This is a genomic window from Segatella copri, assembly GCF_015074785.1.
Taxonomy (GTDB): domain Bacteria; phylum Bacteroidota; class Bacteroidia; order Bacteroidales; family Bacteroidaceae; genus Prevotella.
This window is the reverse complement of sequence record NZ_CP042464.1, coordinates 1,055,450-1,071,371: the sequence shown is the minus strand read 5'-3', so window position 1 is coordinate 1,071,371 and position 15,922 is coordinate 1,055,450. Positions and strand designations below refer to the sequence as shown.

The following is a 15,922-nucleotide window of genomic DNA, read 5'->3' as shown; positions in this document are numbered from 1 at the left end:
TTTCTTTCAAAAGCTATTAAGAAGTATCTTTACAACTTCCCGTTTCACCCTATTGTTTCAAACTGTTCACTCTCAGTCTCATCGCATTGGCATGAGCTTCCAATTGCTCATTTTCCGCCATGGTCACTACAGCATTTCCAATGTTACGAATACCTTCTTCTGTAAGATGCTGGAAGGTGATTTTGCGATTATAACTGTCCAGATTCACTCCGTTGTAAGCCAAAGCATAACCATGGGTTGGCAAGGTATGGTTCGTACCGCTTGCATAGTCGCCTGCACTTTCGCACGCATAGTTTCCGAGGAATACACTACCTGCATTCACAACTTTTTCTGCCAGCTGCTCGTAATCGGCTGTGGCGATAATCAGATGCTCCGGCGCATAAGTATTGCAGAGGTCGATTGCCTCCTCTTCGGTCTTTACGAGGATAAACTTAGAGTTGTCTAACGAGGTCTGTGCCATCTCCTTACGTGGTAAACGTTCAAGCTGTACTTCAACTTCATTCTTTACAGCATCCAACACCTTTTCAGATGTAGTAATGAAGAAAACCTGAGAATCGAAACCATGTTCAGCCTGCGACAACAGGTCGGCAGCAGCAAACACAGGGTTGGCTGTTTCGTCGGCAATAAGACAAACTTCAGACGGACCGGCAGGCATGTCTATAGCCACATCGTGCAGGGAAACCTGCTGCTTGGCAGCCATGACAAACTGGTTGCCCGGACCGAAAATCTTATAAACCTTAGGCACGCTCTCCGTACCGTAAGCCATGGCTCCGATAGCCTGAACGCCACCCGCCTTAAAGATCTTGCTTACGCCCGCAATCTTTGCCGCCATGAGGATAGCCGGGTTCACCTTGCCCTCTTTATTAGGAGGAGTACACAGTACTATTTCTTTACATCCCGCAATCTTGGCAGGAGTAGCTAGCATCAGAACGGTGCTAAAGAGAGGAGCAGTACCTCCCGGGATATACAATCCCACCTTCTCTATAGCCACACTCTTCTGCCAGCAGGTTACTCCAGGGCAAGTTTCAACCTTTACACCATCAAACTTCTGGCTATGATGGAATGCGGCAATGTTATGATGGGCGAGGTGCAAAGCGTCTTTCAGTTCTTGAGAAACCAATTTCTCTGCCTCTTCGATTTCAGCTTCAGTCACAGCCAAAGAATCGAGATGGGCATGATCAAACTTCTCCTCGTAACGCTTCACGGCTTCGTCGCCATGGTTTTTCACATCGTCGAGTACACCTTGTACGGTCGCATTCAGCTGCGAAACATCCAGGTGTGGGCGTTTTACAATCTCGCTCCATTCCTCCTTTGCAGGATACTTTATTACCTTCATTCCTTTTATTAATGTTTAATTATTAATGTTTAATGTTTAGTTTTTAACGCATAATGTCTCTAAATAAACATTACACATTAAACGCTACACATTATTACAATATCATCTTTTCGATTGGTGTTACCAGGATGCCCTGTGCACCGAGTTCCTTCAGCTTGCCTATGATTTCCCAGAAACGCTTCTCATCGAGCACGGTGTGGATAGAGCACCATTCCTCATCAGCCAATGGGATAATCGTAGGACTCTTGATGCCTGGCAATACTTCTGTAATCTCCTGAACCTTTGCCTTAGGAGCATTCATCATCACGTACTTCTTGTCCTGTGCAGAACGTACAGCCTCGAAGCGGAACAGCATCTCGTTCAGAATCTCATGCTTCTCCTCGTCCATGTTCCAGTTGCCGATGAGCAGAGCCTCGCTCTTCATCACCACCTCAACCTCAGCAAGATTGTTGCTGACCAGAGTAGAACCTGAACTTACAATATCGAAAATACCGTCAGCCAAACCGATGCCCGGACTGATTTCTACAGAACCCGTAATGACATGGATGTCGGCATTGATATTATTCTTCTTCATAAACTTGCGCAGGATGTTAGGGTAAGAAGTAGCAATCTTCCTGCCGTTGAACCATTCCAATCCCGGATAATCAATCTTCTTAGGAATGGCGAGGCTCAGGCGGCACTTGCTGAAACCCAGACGGTCGATAATCTGCGCATTCTCTCCACGCTCTACAAACTCGTTCTCGCCCACGATTCCGATATCTGCCACACCAGAGGCTACGCTCTGAGGAATATCATCATCACGAAGGTAGAGAACCTCGAGAGGAAAGTTGCTTGACTGCACCAGGAGGGTGCGTTTAGAGGCGCTTACTTTGATGTCAGCCTCTGCTAAGAGATTCATGGTGTCGTCGAAAAGACGACCCTTGCTTTGTACTGCTATTCGTAACATATTTCTATATTTTGTTTGAAAAACATTGCAAAAGTACATATTTTTATTAGAATAAACAAATAATTTCTCACTTATGTGCAAAATATTTTGTACTTTTGCAGCTGAAATGAAGAATAAAGGATATTTATACGCATTATATGCACTATTTTTGCTCGCTGCCTGTGCCGACAAGAAACCGCAGCAGGAGCTTACGCCATGGGGAACTCCCGTAGGCGAAATGGAGTATGCGGATAACTCTGATGGGGCTGATGGCGATGAAAAGAAACCTGCTTCAACCAACAAGGGGCTTTCGCTCGAAGATATTCAGGCCAATGGTGAACTCATCATGCTTACCGTTAACGGCCCTACGACCTATTATGATTACCACAGCCACGGAATGGGACTGCAATATCTGCTCTGCGAGAAGTTTGCCCAGCAGATCGGCGTGTCGTTACGCGTAGAAGAATGTAAGGATACGGCTGAAATGGTGCGCAAGTTGGAGAAGGGAGAAGGCGATGTGATTGCCGTTCCCCTACCCCGAAAACAGACCAGAGGTAATCTGCTTTTCTGTGGAGTTACGCCCGACAGCACCCGAACCCAATGGGCTGTGCTGAACGGTAACAAGAGTCTTGCCGACACCCTGAACGGCTGGTTTAAGCCTAAGCTGATTGCTCAGGTCAAGCAGGAAGAATCGTGGCTGCTTTCTTCTGCCAGCGTGCGCCGCCACGTTTATTCACCATTCCTGAACCGTTCTAAGGGTGTTATTTCCCGCTACGACCACCTCTTCCAGCGCTATAGCGGAACGGCTCGCATGGACTGGCGTCTGATGGCTGCCCAATGTTATCAGGAGAGCTGTTTCGACCCGAATGCGAAGTCATGGGCTGGAGCTTGCGGACTGATGCAGATTATGCCAGGCACGGCTGCCCATCTGGGTTTGCCGATGAGCATGATTCATGAACCTGAGGCGAATGTGGCTGCGGCAGCCAGATATATGGCGGAACTGCAGGGGCATTTTGCGGATGTGGGCGACCCGTCGCAGCGCATGCTTTTCGCCCTTGCTTCTTATAATGGTGGCTATTTCCACATCAGAGATGCGATGTCGCTGGCTCGCAAACATGGTCAGAATCCGCACAATTGGGGCGTAATTCGCGATTATATTCTGCGCCTTTCTCAACCGGCTTATTACACAGATCCGGTAGTGAAATATGGTTATATGCGAGGCACGGAGACGGTTAATTATGTAGATAGAATCAGAGCTCGCTGGGGCGAATATAGTGGTGGTTCAGGCTTCCATGAGAGCCTTCGTGGCAGCGGTATGGGCAGCGGTTCCTTCCATGGAGCCCCTGTTAAATCCAAGCGCCACTACCAGAATAAGTACCATATATAATATAAATAGGTACTGAAAATGATGAGGAGATAGAAGACAAAGTTTAAAGCCGCTACAAGAAATATATGGATTTACATAGGGGGATGCATCAGATAAAAAATGCATCCCACCGTATTTCCATCCTTATCCTTTATTGCCAAATTAATCTTTATTTTAATAAGTTTCTTCCGCCTGTATCTTCAAGAATTTTCATCTGCTGAATGGCAATCTGATTGAGCTTGATAAGTCGCTCAGACTGCGCCATACCATCATTGATAAATACAGCATTGAGATTCTCCATATTTGAGAGACAGATAAGTTCATTAATACTGGCATAGTCACGAATGTTGCCTTTCTTGTCGGGATTCTGCTCACGCCATTGTTTCGCAGTCATGCCGAACATGGCTATGTTGAGTACATCCGCTTCATCAGCATATTTCATGGCAGCTTGCTCACGAGTCACTTCCGCAGGAATGAGATTTACTTTGATAGCATCCGTGTGAATGCGATAGTTTATCTTTGATAGTTCCCGCTTGGCAGACCATGACAATTGTTTCTGCTCATCAGCTTTAAGACGTTGATACTCTTTTACCAACAAAAGTTGGAAACGAGGACTAATCCACATTCCAAAGTGGTACGCAATGTCTCTATGAGCATAAGTTCCACCATATCGGCCAGCTTTTGCCATGATGCCTATTGCACCTGTTCTTTGAATCCATGCCTTTACAGAAAGTACGAAGTTGTTGCTTCCTGCTGCATTTTTAATTGTATCGAATTCGGTACAATTAAAATTCGGATTATATAGCTTTTCCCATTCACCGAGGTATTCTATTGTACTTTTGAGGCTCATCCATCTGAAAATAATATGCTCTTGCATTTGGCTATGTGCCATATCTGTCAGAGAGATATAATCCTCATTTTGAACATTAACAACAGATATTTCTGTATTTTCAACTTTTATCTTTGCCATAATCCTTAGTTTTTAGATAATACAAATCGGTGGTTACATATTGATAACCAACACGACTTTTATTCGATTAATATCTTTTATCTATTTTAATTGCTATCAGCAAAGATAATTGAAAATTTTGAAAACAGACTTACTTTGCAGCAATTTTATTATTATTTAGCATATCATTTAGCCAAAAATCCAAGAGAGAGCTATACTATCAGCAACATTCACATGTTGCATCGGAAAATAAGTATAAATAGGGAACGCAGCGCATTCCCTATCTGTTAGCCCCACTCCTTCTTCATATCAATGCAGGGGCAAGCTTTGTTGGCAAATTCATTGTGACCATGAATCGTGGCAAATGGATATTCCTCCTTCAGCTGCTCGATGAGGGCATAAATTAAAGTGCAAAATCGGCTATTCATGGGCTAAAAAACGGGTTTATCTAATCAGAAAACTCTAATTTTTCCGTTTTTCATCGCTGAAAACAGATATTGGAAGAATGCACAAAAAGCGAATGCTATGATTTAAAAAGTAAATATAAATTTCTTTTATAACCCAACATACAGACTATACTTCACACACAAAATATACATACCAAATAACTATATAACAATAGGTTATCCCTTTCCATCTTAGTATTGTTATTATGTCGTTTCTAGCTTTTCGGACTATTGCTACGTCAATAATTTGTTAATTGCTAGCAAAGATAATAAAAAGTTGGCAAACCCAAGAATTTTATCACGTTATTTAACGGAAAAATGCAAAATATGGAGGTTAGGAAGATGTTTTACCCCCTCTTCTAAGGGTAAAAAATGCCCCTCCTCGAACATTAAATCCGCCTCTAATATGACGTATTTTTGACAAAATGCAACAGGAAACAAGGATAAAAATGTAGAATCGAACAACATATCAGCTAACTAAAGCGACTTAATACGTAGATAATTATTATACACAAAATATTAGAGTATAAATATAACAAAATACACATAACACACTAATAACCAATACATTCAGACATACACCCAACCTATATCAGGTAAAACTCACAAGTTCATCTAGCGTGTCATTAAGGGTCAAGGTCATTAAGGGTCATTTTCATTTTCTGGGGAGAAAAAACCCTATAGTATATATATAAATAAATATTTATATATACTATAGCTCAAAATGACACTTTCATTTTTCTAAATGACCCTTAATGACACTGACCCTTAATGACACGCTTGTTTTTCATCCTTACTTTCCCATTGCTGATTGTTTCTGCAATAAAGTTCAGACAGAAAATCAACAGAACTTATTGTATTGCAGCTACTTATAGCTTTTCTTACATAGAAAATCAGGGTGAAAGCTTGCATTCTGCCCGAAAATGTTGTATCTTTGCACCGGCAATCGAAAGAACAGCCTTTTGTGCCTTGCTCGGGTCTTCTATTAAGACCTACACGGGTCATAAATGATGGCAGGCGCCGGTCATCAATGAAGACCCCGAAAACGGCAGGAACGGGGCGTTCTGGGGAGTTGCAAAACAAAGGACTCTAAACATACTACAAACGACTATGATTAATTACAGCATCGTAATGCGTAGCGTGAACGCAAATCTTCTGGAAATCAACCAGGCGAAGTCACGCATCAACCAGGCAAAGAAGGAGGGCAAGAATCCTGACCCAAAGGACCTGGAACTCGTGAAGACCGAGAAGCAGAACGCTTTCGCCATCTCACAGTACACCGACATCATGACCATCGAGAAGTTTGCCAAGCACATCACCTCTCATGGAAGTGTTTATTCAAGAGCCGACATCAGCGCCATCCTCTACATCGCCGTAGACTACATGCGTGAGATGTTGCTCGAGGGCAAGAAAATCCGTCTAGGCGACCTCGGTGATTTCTCTCTCCTTCTCACCTCAAAGGGTGCTGAGGATGCCGACAAGTTCACCGCTCAGAACATCACCGGCGTAAAGGTTCAGTGGGAGCCAGGTCAGGAGTTTAAGAATCTTCGCGATGACGCCGAATTCAACCTCGTAGCCAGCCGCAGCGCTCAGGCAGCCGTTATCAAGGCAATTAAGGAGGGTAAGACCAACGTTGACCTCAACGCCCCAACCACTCCGGATAATACGCCAGGCGGTTCTACCCCAGGCGGTTCAAACACCGGTCAGACCGGCAGCGAAGGCCAAGGCTCTGAATCAGGCGGCGGCACTACCGGCAAGGACGATACTGGCGACGGCCTTGAATAGCCCAAGGATAGACTGGCTAGGGTGCTAGCCCCTAGCCCAGCCTATCCGCCCCACAAAAAATTCAACATTCAACACTCAACATTCAAAAAAAATGAAAGCGAACACTTGGAAAACAATTCTTCAGATAGCCATCAGCATTCTGACCGCTATCGCTACTACGCTCGGAGTAACGAGCTGCATGGGATAAAAACAAAATCGACCGCTCACCTCTATATGAGGAGAGCGGTCGTTTTCGTTCTACCGAGAATTCCGGTCATTAAGGTCACGGTCTTTTTCGGTCATTAAGGATTTTTTTGGGGGGGCAAAATGCGAATACACTGGTAACTAACAGAATGCCATTCAACACGTATAACTTAAGTGTCGAATTACGAATTTTCAGGGGTGTCATGAAGGGGCTGTGTCTTTTTATGAGCTTAAGCCAATAGCGTCCGCAGTACGGACGCTATTGGCTCTCTATATAATGTAGAGCCTCAACTAAAGCATTAAATTAATACATTTCTTTGAATCAAAAGACTCAGATTCTCCATGATTCACATACCCAAGCTGATTCGAAACACATTGAGTATTTCCTATTATCCTGTCTATGTTACGATGAGAATGACCATAAACCCAATAATCTATTCGGTTATAAGCAATGAAGTTCCCCAGCTCTGCTGTGAAAGCACCGTTTATCGGACTTTCCTTGAAATCCGGAGACACCAGTTGAAATGATGGAACATGATGCGTTGCCACAACAATATGCTTTGCCTGGCTTTCACTAACAGCCTTTTCTATGAAAGCGCGGCACTTAGCATGCTCTTGATTAAACCGTTCGCTGTTTATCACAACGCCACAATCCTTAATACGATGGAAATCATTTACTCTGCGCTCGGTTGAAAAAGCATCCTGCGGCTCTATATATCCCCATAGTGTAGAAACGATGAGGTCTGTATCATCCGAAAGATGTTTTACAGCATTATAATAGCATCTGATATTGTGCCGAATTTCCATGCACCATCCATCATAGAGTTGCTCCAAGTCATAACCCAAATAAAACTCATGATTACCTGGTATTACTATTACTTCCTTGAAATTCTCTGAAGCCCAATCCCAGAATGGATGCTTGACAAAGCCTTCATCACCTAAATAGCCAGTATCTCCAGCCAACACCAGGATGTCAGCAACAGGCTGAAGAGGATGAGTCTCCAAATACAGGGTATTCTCCATGAATTCCAGATGCAAATCTGAAGCATATTGTATCTTAACCATGACTACAACATTGATTTCTTAAGTTGTTCTATAATCTGCAGGCTTGTCACATTGCCAAGACCTGCTGACTTGATGAAATCGGCATTAGGCAAATCCTGCATGATAGCATCACAAAAGTCACAAACATCAGTTTTTAATGTATTGGGCAGTTCATATCTACTTGCTGGAGTAAGCATTGCTGCAAGACGAAAGACATCTTTCTTATGCTTTGCAATATGTTTGCTATCAACACTTTCACCTTTAGCTTTTCTTTGACTTAAATCCAAGAATGCCTTGCTTTTCAAACAGATAAGACTCTCGATATTGGCGATATGTACGCCATTTTCCTGCAAGCTATGATCAATCGTGAAACGATAATAGTCTTCATCCATGAGTATTGCCGATAAACTTGAAAGGTCTTCTTCTACAAGAATCGGTGTGATACGAGCCTCCTCTGGGAAATTCATCAAGCCAAGACTACGTGAGAAGAGTTCAACCTGATATGGGAAAGCAGAATTAGCAGGCTTCATGAAGCGGAAATATTCATGTTTGGGCTCAACATTCTCATTAACACCCTTGTTTCGCTGCTCATAATTGCCCTTCTTTACAAACTCCCAGAATTTGGCAACAAACTCTGCTGACAACGCTTCAACCACTAAGATAATGTCAATATCCTTAGTAGCACGAGGCACCTGAGCATACAAATCCTCATGGATTTCACATGCCGTACCACCTATTATAACATAATTGCCCTCAAAACCTTTGAAGAACTCCTTGAATGTATCTATTCCTCTTACCATGACATTTCATTAATCAATCGTTCTAACTCAATTTGTATGCGCTCGTCATCATTGTCTTTCAATGACAGATAAAGCGAGAGCTTATCAACCACTCCTTCTGTACTTAACATTTTGGGGTTATACTTCCAAACTTGGATTTCATTTTCTCCGAACTGCTTGTCGGTTGCGACGGCCAAAGTTTTCAGTTCTTTCTTTGTAACAGCCCAACACTGCCTTGATTCTTCATTAAGCATCGTGTAGGAAGCCAGCGCATTCACCCCACTTATCTGTTGTCCTTCAAGTATAGCATCCGTATAGTAAAGCTGCTCTATCGGAGAGACTAACATTGGCAATGCTTTATTCCAAAGTTCCCTATTGCTTATATCAATTTGCACCGTCTTTGTCTTTACTCCTTCCAACTTAATCAGATCTTTGGAGACAAGCCAGCGCAATGATTTGTTTGCGGTCGCATAAGAAACGCCAAACTTATCGCTCAGTCCATAACCAGTTGTCCCAACAATGGATTCTATCTGCAAATGATAAAGCAACAAACATTGGGCAAAGGGAGGAATGGTTTCTTTCAAATCCAAGCCAACCTTTCTGTCAGGTTTGATGTCAAGCAAAAGAGATGGCAGGAACATTTGTCTATTGGGGATAACAAAGTTAACTTTTTGTGCCACCAATCTTACCTTATTATAAGATGTAATGCATGGAGTGATTAATACGACGACGAGCTGTGTCTGTCGACGTATAATATCCAATTGCTTCTTCAACTGGGCAGGTGGCACAGAGTCGCCATCCTTTAGGTAAGCCATCAAAATGTGCTGCCCCAAAATACATCCTTTATAAAAAGAGAACCTGGAAGAAACATTCATAGGTATTCCTTCCAACAAATCTTTATCTGCTGGTTCCAAAGCTACTTTTTCGCCCAACATATTGCCGAAATATGCAGCTGTTTCATCTATATAATATTTAATATTGCACATAATATCGCCACTAATATTACGTGCAAATATAGTGATTATATTCTGAATATCAAAACTTTCTATTGAACAAATAAGATTTTTTAAGATAATTAGGGGAGTTTACTCATCACGAGCAAACTCCCCCATGATGTATATGTGTACATGTATTCATAAATCCGGTCATTAAGGTCACGGTCATTAAGGTCATTAAGGATTTCAGATTATCAAAATATCCCTCTATCTTATAAAATAAGGTTAAATCAAGTTCGCCCTGCAAACAAAATCCATCCATATAATCACTTTTCTGAATATTTTTTGTATTTTTGCAGATATATTACTAGAATGTAGGGGGTTGAGCATGGCTTATCCTCCTAGATTAAAGGCGCATAATTATTAAAAGATTAGAAAATGAAGAAAATATTTATCATGAGCATTTTAACCATGCTATCAAGCCTGTCTTCTTGTCAGGCGCAAAATAAGGGCTATAAGAGTCTGTCGGCAGATGACTATGAGAAAGCCATCGCTGACACCGCAGTAATCCGTCTCGACGTACGAACCGCAGAGGAGTTTGCCAATGGGCATATTCGTGGCGCAATCAATATTGACGTACTGAAATCAGACTTCGAGCAGAAGGCCGCTGCCGCTCTTCCCAAAAGCAAGACTATCGCCGTGAACTGCCGAAGCGGCAAGCGAAGTAAAAATGCCGCAGCTATATTGACAAAGAACGGCTATCAGGTAATAGAACTCGATTCCGGCTTTATTGGCTGGCAGGCAGCAGGAAAAGAAATCGTAAAGGAGTAAATTGAAATAATCTGACTCAAGTTTCGCAAGTAAGCCCCACACGCCCTGTTTGGGGCTTGCCATTAGGCTTGATGCAGTTTACGAGCAAGGAAGCCACGGTAAAGGCAACCCCTACCCCCACCACGCCTGTCCATCCATAATGCTGCCAGGACAGGCCAGAAACGAAAGTTCCGGCAGAACCACCCAGGAAATAAATGGTCATATAAACAGTATTGATACGGTTGATGGCAGATGCGTCAAGGGCTACTACGCTGGTCTGATTCGACAAATGGATGCATTGCATACCGGCATCAATCAGCAAGATGGCTATTATTATCCACAAGTAGCTGTCATTCCCCCAAAATGCCAGCAGCCAGGCAGCCAACAAGACGCATCCTCCGGCAACAGAGAAGAACCTTGCACCATACTTTTGGACGTAGCCACTAATGAAGACCACCGTAGATGCACCTGCCAGTCCGCACAAACCGAGAGCTCCAATCATGTCGTCGCCAGCAAAGAAAGGCGACTGCTTCATCCGGAAGGCCAGGCAACTCCATAAGGCGAAGAAGGAACCATACGCCAATGCCGCCCTTAGCGACGCGATTTGCAAGTATGGGTATTTGAGGAGCAGGCGCAACAATGATTTCATCAACCCTGCATAGTTTTCCCGCGAACGGGCAGACAACTCTGGCAGCATCCTGTGTATGAGCAGAAAACATCCGAGCATAAACACACTAGCCACAAGATAAACAGAACGCCATCCCCATTCGTCGGCCAGCAGGCCGCTGAAAACACGTGAACCTAGAATGCCTATGAGCAGGCAGGATTGTATGATTCCCACATTGCGCACCTTGCGTGAAGGCGTGGAATGGTAAGACACCAGCGGGATGAAGAACTGCGGCATTACCGAAGATGCGCCAGCAACCAGGGATGCGCCCCACACCCAATAGATGTTCGGAGCAAGGGCTATGGCAAGCAAGGCGCACAAAGAAATGATGTAATTGGCCTGTATCAGTTTCTTTCGTGAATCCAGATCACCAAGCGGAATGACAAATACAAGTCCTACCACATAGCCTATCTGGGTCAAGGTAGCTACCATGCTGGCAGAAAAGTCTGATACCGCAAACTCTTTTGCCATACTGCCCAGCAAGGGCTGGTTGTAATAGCAGTTGGCAACGGAAAGTCCGGTAGCTACTGCCATCAGAGCCAGCAGAGGTGCCGGAATACCTTGGTTCTCTCTCAATTCATACTTCATTTTTCGCCTCTTTTTTTAATATGACACAATCTTCAATCCAATCAAGGAAGCAATGAGCGTGAAGAGGAAGAAAAGCCTGATGGGAGTGGCTGGTTCCTTGAAAACGAATATCCCTATCAAAACCGTACCCACTGCCCCGATGCCTGTCCAGATGGCGTAGGCCGTGCCCAAAGGCAAAGTCTGCACCGCCTTGGCGAGAAAAGCCATGCTCAGAATGGTGGAAGCAAGGAAACCGCTCCCCCACAGATAAAACCAAATTCCTGATGCTGCTCTCGCTTTTCCCAAGCAGAACGTGAGGCTCACCTCAAATAATCCTGCGAACAATAAAATTATCCAATTCATATCTATTAATTTATTTTATAATTTTAAATTCGGGTGCAAAAGTAAGCAAAAAAAAAACTAAAAGCTTTTTGCATTTGACAAAAACGGATTTTGCATTTGCAAAAAAATAACCATTTACTTTCGTTTTCGTGTGAAATTTTATAATTTTGCACACCAAATACAGCAAATAAAGAATATGGATATAAAAGAAATCATTAATAAGAGATACGCCATGCCGGATGCGTCTTTGGACAAATTGCAGCGATGCTTAACGGAAGTTTCATATCCCAAAGGATTCCGGGTGTTGGAAAGAGGTAAGGTGGAGAAGAACATCTTTTTCATCAAGAAAGGCATTGTCCGCGCATATACTTCAGTGGACGGAAAGGAAATTACCTTTTGGTTTGGCAAAGAGGGAGCGACTATTGTCTCCTTGAAAGGCTATGTGAACGACGAGCCAGGATATGAGACGATGGAGTTGATGGAAGATTCGGTCTTATATAAATTGGAAAGAAAACAGCTGAAAGAGTTGTTTTTGGATGATTTACACATCGCCAATTGGGGACGGCGTTATGCAGAGATGGAGCTGCTTGCCACCGAGGAACGACTGATTTCCATGCTATCCGCCATCGCTTCGGAAAGGTACAAGGAGCTGCTAGAGAAAGAACCAGACTTATTACAAAGGTTGCCATTGGGAAGCATCGCCACCTATTTAGGTGTAACGCAGGCAAGCCTGAGCCGGATTAGGGCAAAAATCACACAGCCGTAATCCGAATCATCATCCACCATGAGCAGCCTGTGCTGATGACGCATTTACACATTCCTTTCGCATATCAGGAAGCTATGTTTAGCAAGTGGTTTAACTACGGGCTGAAGGCCCAAAAGCAAAAAAAAAATCCCAGTCAGGATAAAACCTCGACTGGGATTCTTATTTTAAATCTCTCTCTTATTTTTCACATCTATAAAAAGATGATTACTTCAAACCACGGTTGATAAGGGTTGTGTTGAGAAGCATCACGTACTTACGATACTGACTGTTGTTCAAAATAACGTGCATGTACTTGAGATCCTTCATAACAGCCTTGTCAATCATTGCAGAACGATCCTCACCCTTTGCTGTTGCAGCATTCATCATGTCTGCGGTGAAGTTCTTGTGTACATCAGCTACAGCCTCTACCTGGTCGATGTTCAAGCTCAAAGCATCTGCCATGCTAGACATGTTAACGTTCATGTTGAAAGCTGCTGTTGCATTTGTCTCCTCTTCAGCTGCAAAAGTAGTTGTTGCCATTGCAAGCATAGCTACTGCTAATACCATAATCTTCTTCATAATCTTTTTACCTTTCTTTACTTTGTGAGCCTTGCACATCCGTAGACGCCGGCTCTGTTAAACATTATCCTATAGTCTTTTTCTTTAAGACGCTGCAAAGATACGAACTTTTCTCTGTGTACGCAAACATTTCTTGGGATATTTTCAGTTTTCCGTCTATTTCTTGACTTAAATCAACAACAATGCACCGAAATAGGTGTCAGAACGTTAGAGATATTACATTTTCTCTATCATTTTGTAATATCATCGAAAAAAAAGCCCTTTTTCTTCGTTTATACCAATTATTATTTGTACCTTTGCAGAAGATTCAACCTATAAAACAAGCAAAATGGTACAGGAAAATCATATAGACAAGGCACTCGCCTTTATGGAAAGTCTCGAGAAACTGGGCAACCAGCTCAAGGCGGCTGAGGAACACCAGAAACAGCTCATCGCCCGAATGCTGGATCTCAAGAAAGAGAATCAGACCGACGGCGAGGAATATGCTGAACTCTCGCAGAAAAGCAAAAGTCTGCAAGACATCATCGACAAATGGCGCCCTATCTATCTGGAGCGCATGGAGATGGTAAAGAGCGTAAGCATTCAGAAAAGAAAAAGAAATAATAAAAAATAAATAATAAAATGGAAACAAACAACAAGAACAAGTTTATTGTAGTTTCATACGCACTGTATGATGTAACTAATGGTGATAACGGCGAGGAGATGCTCATCGAGCGCACAACCGACGAGCGTCCGTTCATCTTCATCAGCGGTATGGGTGTTACCCTGCCAGCTTTCGAAGAGAAGGTGGTAGACCTGGCTAAAGGTGAAGAGTTCGACTTCCAGCTGGACCCAGAGCAGGCTTACGGACAGCACTATGATGAGCGCGTACTGGAGCTCGACAAGCAGATTTTTACCATCAACGGCCAGTTTGATGCACAGCACGTACAGGTAGGCGCTATCATCCCATTGCAGAACGAGGATGGCAACCACTTCAACGCTGTAGTGAAGAACATCAGCGATACAAAGGTAACCTGCGACCTGAACCACCCATTGGCTGGCTTGAAACTCAACTTCTGCGGTCAGATTCTCGAGAGCCGCGAGGCTACTGCTGAGGAAATTGCCAAGATGGCTCAGATGATCAGCGGCGAAGGTGGCGGCTGCTCAGGTGGCTGCGACAACTGCGGCGGCGACTGCAAGGATGGCAACTGTGAAGGTGGTTGCGAAGGCGGCTGCAACAAGTAACAAACACCTTTATAATATATAAGGTAATGAGGAATACATTTGGCAATCTTTTCACTCTCACTACGTTTGGAGAGAGTCATGGAATAGCTGTAGGAGGCGTTATTGACGGATTTCCTGCAGGCATAGAAATCGACATGGACTTTATCCAGAGCGAGCTGAACCGCCGACGCCCAGGACAGAGCCACATCACTACGGCCAGAAAGGAAGCTGACAAGGTAGAGTTTCTGAGTGGTGTGTTCGAAGGCAAATCAACAGGAACCCCTATCGGCTTTGAGGTGCGTAACCAGAACCAGCATTCTCAGGACTATGAGAATATGCGCTGCCTCTTCCGCCCTTCTCACGCAGATTTCACCTATCACGAGAAGTATGGCGTACGCGATCATCGTGGCGGCGGCCGTTCTTCAGCCCGCATCACCATTGCCCGATGTGTAGGTGGAGCCTTGGCTAAACTTGCCTTGCGAAAGTTGGGCATCAGCATCACGGCTTATACATCACAGGTGGGCAGTATTGCGCTGGAGAAAGATTATCATCTGTATGACCTTAACACCATAGAAGATAATCCGGTGCGCTGTCCTGACCAGCAGAAGGCGAAGGAAATGGAAGATCTCATCGCCCAGGTTAAGGCTGACGGCGATACGATTGGCGGAATCATCACTTGCGTCATCAAGGGTTGCCCGGTAGGATTGGGCGAGCCTGAGTTTGACAAGCTTCATGCACAACTGGGTGCTGCCATGCTTGGCATTAACGCCGTGAAGGGTTTTGAATATGGCGAGGGATTTGCCGGAGTTACTGCCCGCGGAAGTGAGCAGAATGATGTCTTTATCCCGAAGGCTGATGCTGGAGAGATGCCAGAAGATGCTGCCGTGAATCAGGATGTTGCTGCCCGTATTACAACAAAGAGCAATCATAGCGGAGGAATACAGGGCGGTTTGAGCAATGGTCAGGACATTTATTTCCGTGTTGCCTTTAAGCCGGTTGCTACTCTGCTGATGGAGCAGAATACGGTAGATTTGGAAGGAAATGCCACCACGCTGACTGCCCGCGGCCGTCATGATCCATGCGTTTTGCCAAGAGCCGTACCAGTGGTTGAAGCCATGGCTGCCATGGTGATTCTGGATAATTATCTCTTGAATAAAACAGTCAGAATCAGTTAATAGTTAATAGTTTATAGTAAATAGGGCTTTCTTGCGACAAGCAGAGTTCTTATTTACTATAAACTATTTTTTTATCATCTTCCCTC

General features: G+C 43.9%; 18 protein-coding genes. 8 read left to right on the top strand and 10 right to left on the bottom strand.

Annotated features, from left to right (window positions below; all coding sequences use genetic code 11):
- Nucleotides 1–49 precede the first annotated feature (49 nt).
- Together hisD and hisG are read right to left on the bottom strand one after the other, a co-directional pair.
- On the bottom strand, nucleotides 50–1,336 hold the full coding sequence (gene hisD / locus FO447_RS04760; protein WP_200757939.1) for a histidinol dehydrogenase: 1,287 nt from the start codon (nucleotides 1,334–1,336) through the stop codon (nucleotides 50–52).
- A 94-nt stretch (nucleotides 1,337–1,430) separates the two neighbouring features.
- Nucleotides 1,431–2,282, bottom strand: a complete 852-nt coding sequence (hisG, locus tag FO447_RS04755; protein ID WP_200757937.1) for an ATP phosphoribosyltransferase — start codon at nucleotides 2,280–2,282, stop codon at nucleotides 1,431–1,433.
- Between the two features lie 106 nt (nucleotides 2,283–2,388).
- Between hisG and FO447_RS04750 the strand changes: the two genes are divergently transcribed.
- Nucleotides 2,389–3,648 (top strand): transglycosylase SLT domain-containing protein, encoded by a 1,260-nt coding sequence (locus FO447_RS04750; RefSeq protein WP_200757935.1) that lies wholly within the window; start codon nucleotides 2,389–2,391, stop codon nucleotides 3,646–3,648.
- 148 nt (nucleotides 3,649–3,796) lie between these two features.
- Here FO447_RS04750 and FO447_RS04745 read toward each other — a convergent pair whose 3' ends face one another.
- Nucleotides 3,797–4,597 carry a KilA-N domain-containing protein gene (locus tag FO447_RS04745; RefSeq protein WP_006846641.1) on the bottom strand — a complete coding sequence of 267 codons (801 nt, stop codon included), beginning with the start codon at nucleotides 4,595–4,597 and terminating at the stop codon, nucleotides 3,797–3,799.
- A 266-nt stretch (nucleotides 4,598–4,863) separates the two neighbouring features.
- Nucleotides 4,864–5,004, bottom strand: coding sequence for an N-acetylmuramoyl-L-alanine amidase (locus FO447_RS04740; RefSeq protein WP_118065112.1), 141 nt, complete (start codon nucleotides 5,002–5,004; stop codon nucleotides 4,864–4,866).
- Nucleotides 5,005–6,132: 1,128 nt separating this feature from the next.
- Between FO447_RS04740 and FO447_RS04735 the strand changes: the two genes are divergently transcribed.
- Together FO447_RS04735 and FO447_RS04730 are read left to right on the top strand one after the other, a co-directional pair.
- Complete coding sequence (locus tag FO447_RS04735) at nucleotides 6,133–6,807, top strand: HU family DNA-binding protein (protein WP_200757933.1); 675 nt, start codon at nucleotides 6,133–6,135, stop codon at nucleotides 6,805–6,807.
- A 91-nt stretch (nucleotides 6,808–6,898) separates the two neighbouring features.
- A complete protein-coding gene (locus tag FO447_RS04730) occupies nucleotides 6,899–6,994 on the top strand; it encodes a smalltalk protein (RefSeq protein ID WP_153072405.1) in 96 nt (31 codons plus the stop codon).
- A 287-nt stretch (nucleotides 6,995–7,281) separates the two neighbouring features.
- Here FO447_RS04730 and FO447_RS04725 read toward each other — a convergent pair whose 3' ends face one another.
- Genes FO447_RS04725 through FO447_RS04715 form a run of 3 tightly spaced genes read right to left on the bottom strand, consistent with a single transcriptional unit; the run spans nucleotide 7,282 to nucleotide 9,799 of the window.
- Nucleotides 7,282–8,055 (bottom strand): metallophosphoesterase, encoded by a 774-nt coding sequence (locus FO447_RS04725; RefSeq protein ID WP_200757931.1) that lies wholly within the window; start codon nucleotides 8,053–8,055, stop codon nucleotides 7,282–7,284.
- 2 nt (nucleotides 8,056–8,057) lie between these two features.
- Nucleotides 8,058–8,834 (bottom strand): hypothetical protein, encoded by a 777-nt coding sequence (locus tag FO447_RS04720; protein ID WP_118190736.1) that lies wholly within the window; start codon nucleotides 8,832–8,834, stop codon nucleotides 8,058–8,060.
- Nucleotides 8,828–9,799 (bottom strand): hypothetical protein, encoded by a 972-nt coding sequence (locus FO447_RS04715; protein WP_200757928.1) that lies wholly within the window; start codon nucleotides 9,797–9,799, stop codon nucleotides 8,828–8,830. The genes FO447_RS04720 and FO447_RS04715 overlap by 7 nt, the downstream gene beginning before the upstream one ends.
- Nucleotides 9,800–10,186: 387 nt before the next feature.
- Between FO447_RS04715 and FO447_RS04710 the strand changes: the two genes are divergently transcribed.
- A complete protein-coding gene (locus tag FO447_RS04710) occupies nucleotides 10,187–10,579 on the top strand; it encodes a rhodanese-like domain-containing protein (RefSeq protein WP_117694751.1) in 393 nt (130 codons plus the stop codon).
- Nucleotides 10,580–10,595: 16 nt separating this feature from the next.
- Here FO447_RS04710 and FO447_RS04705 read toward each other — a convergent pair whose 3' ends face one another.
- Nucleotides 10,596–11,813, bottom strand: a complete 1,218-nt coding sequence (locus FO447_RS04705) for an MFS transporter (RefSeq protein WP_200757926.1) — start codon at nucleotides 11,811–11,813, stop codon at nucleotides 10,596–10,598.
- A 15-nt stretch (nucleotides 11,814–11,828) separates the two neighbouring features.
- Complete coding sequence (locus tag FO447_RS04700; protein WP_117694755.1) at nucleotides 11,829–12,155, bottom strand: DMT family transporter; 327 nt, start codon at nucleotides 12,153–12,155, stop codon at nucleotides 11,829–11,831.
- Nucleotides 12,156–12,330: 175 nt separating this feature from the next.
- Between FO447_RS04700 and FO447_RS04695 the strand changes: the two genes are divergently transcribed.
- Nucleotides 12,331–12,900, top strand: a complete 570-nt coding sequence (locus FO447_RS04695) for a Crp/Fnr family transcriptional regulator (protein WP_117586557.1) — start codon at nucleotides 12,331–12,333, stop codon at nucleotides 12,898–12,900.
- A 204-nt stretch (nucleotides 12,901–13,104) separates the two neighbouring features.
- Here FO447_RS04695 and FO447_RS04690 read toward each other — a convergent pair whose 3' ends face one another.
- Nucleotides 13,105–13,458, bottom strand: coding sequence for a hypothetical protein (locus tag FO447_RS04690; protein WP_200757924.1), 354 nt, complete (start codon nucleotides 13,456–13,458; stop codon nucleotides 13,105–13,107).
- Nucleotides 13,459–13,786: 328 nt separating this feature from the next.
- Between FO447_RS04690 and FO447_RS04685 the strand changes: the two genes are divergently transcribed.
- Genes FO447_RS04685 through aroC form a run of 3 tightly spaced genes read left to right on the top strand, consistent with a single transcriptional unit; the run spans nucleotide 13,787 to nucleotide 15,836 of the window.
- Entirely contained in the window at nucleotides 13,787–14,071 is a 285-nt protein-coding gene (locus tag FO447_RS04685) for a hypothetical protein (protein ID WP_118415353.1), read from the top strand.
- Between the two features lie 8 nt (nucleotides 14,072–14,079).
- Entirely contained in the window at nucleotides 14,080–14,682 is a 603-nt protein-coding gene (locus FO447_RS04680; RefSeq protein ID WP_117694761.1) for an FKBP-type peptidyl-prolyl cis-trans isomerase, read from the top strand.
- Between the two features lie 26 nt (nucleotides 14,683–14,708).
- A complete protein-coding gene (gene aroC / locus FO447_RS04675) occupies nucleotides 14,709–15,836 on the top strand; it encodes a chorismate synthase (RefSeq protein ID WP_200757922.1) in 1,128 nt (375 codons plus the stop codon).
- Nucleotides 15,837–15,922 lie beyond the last annotated feature (86 nt).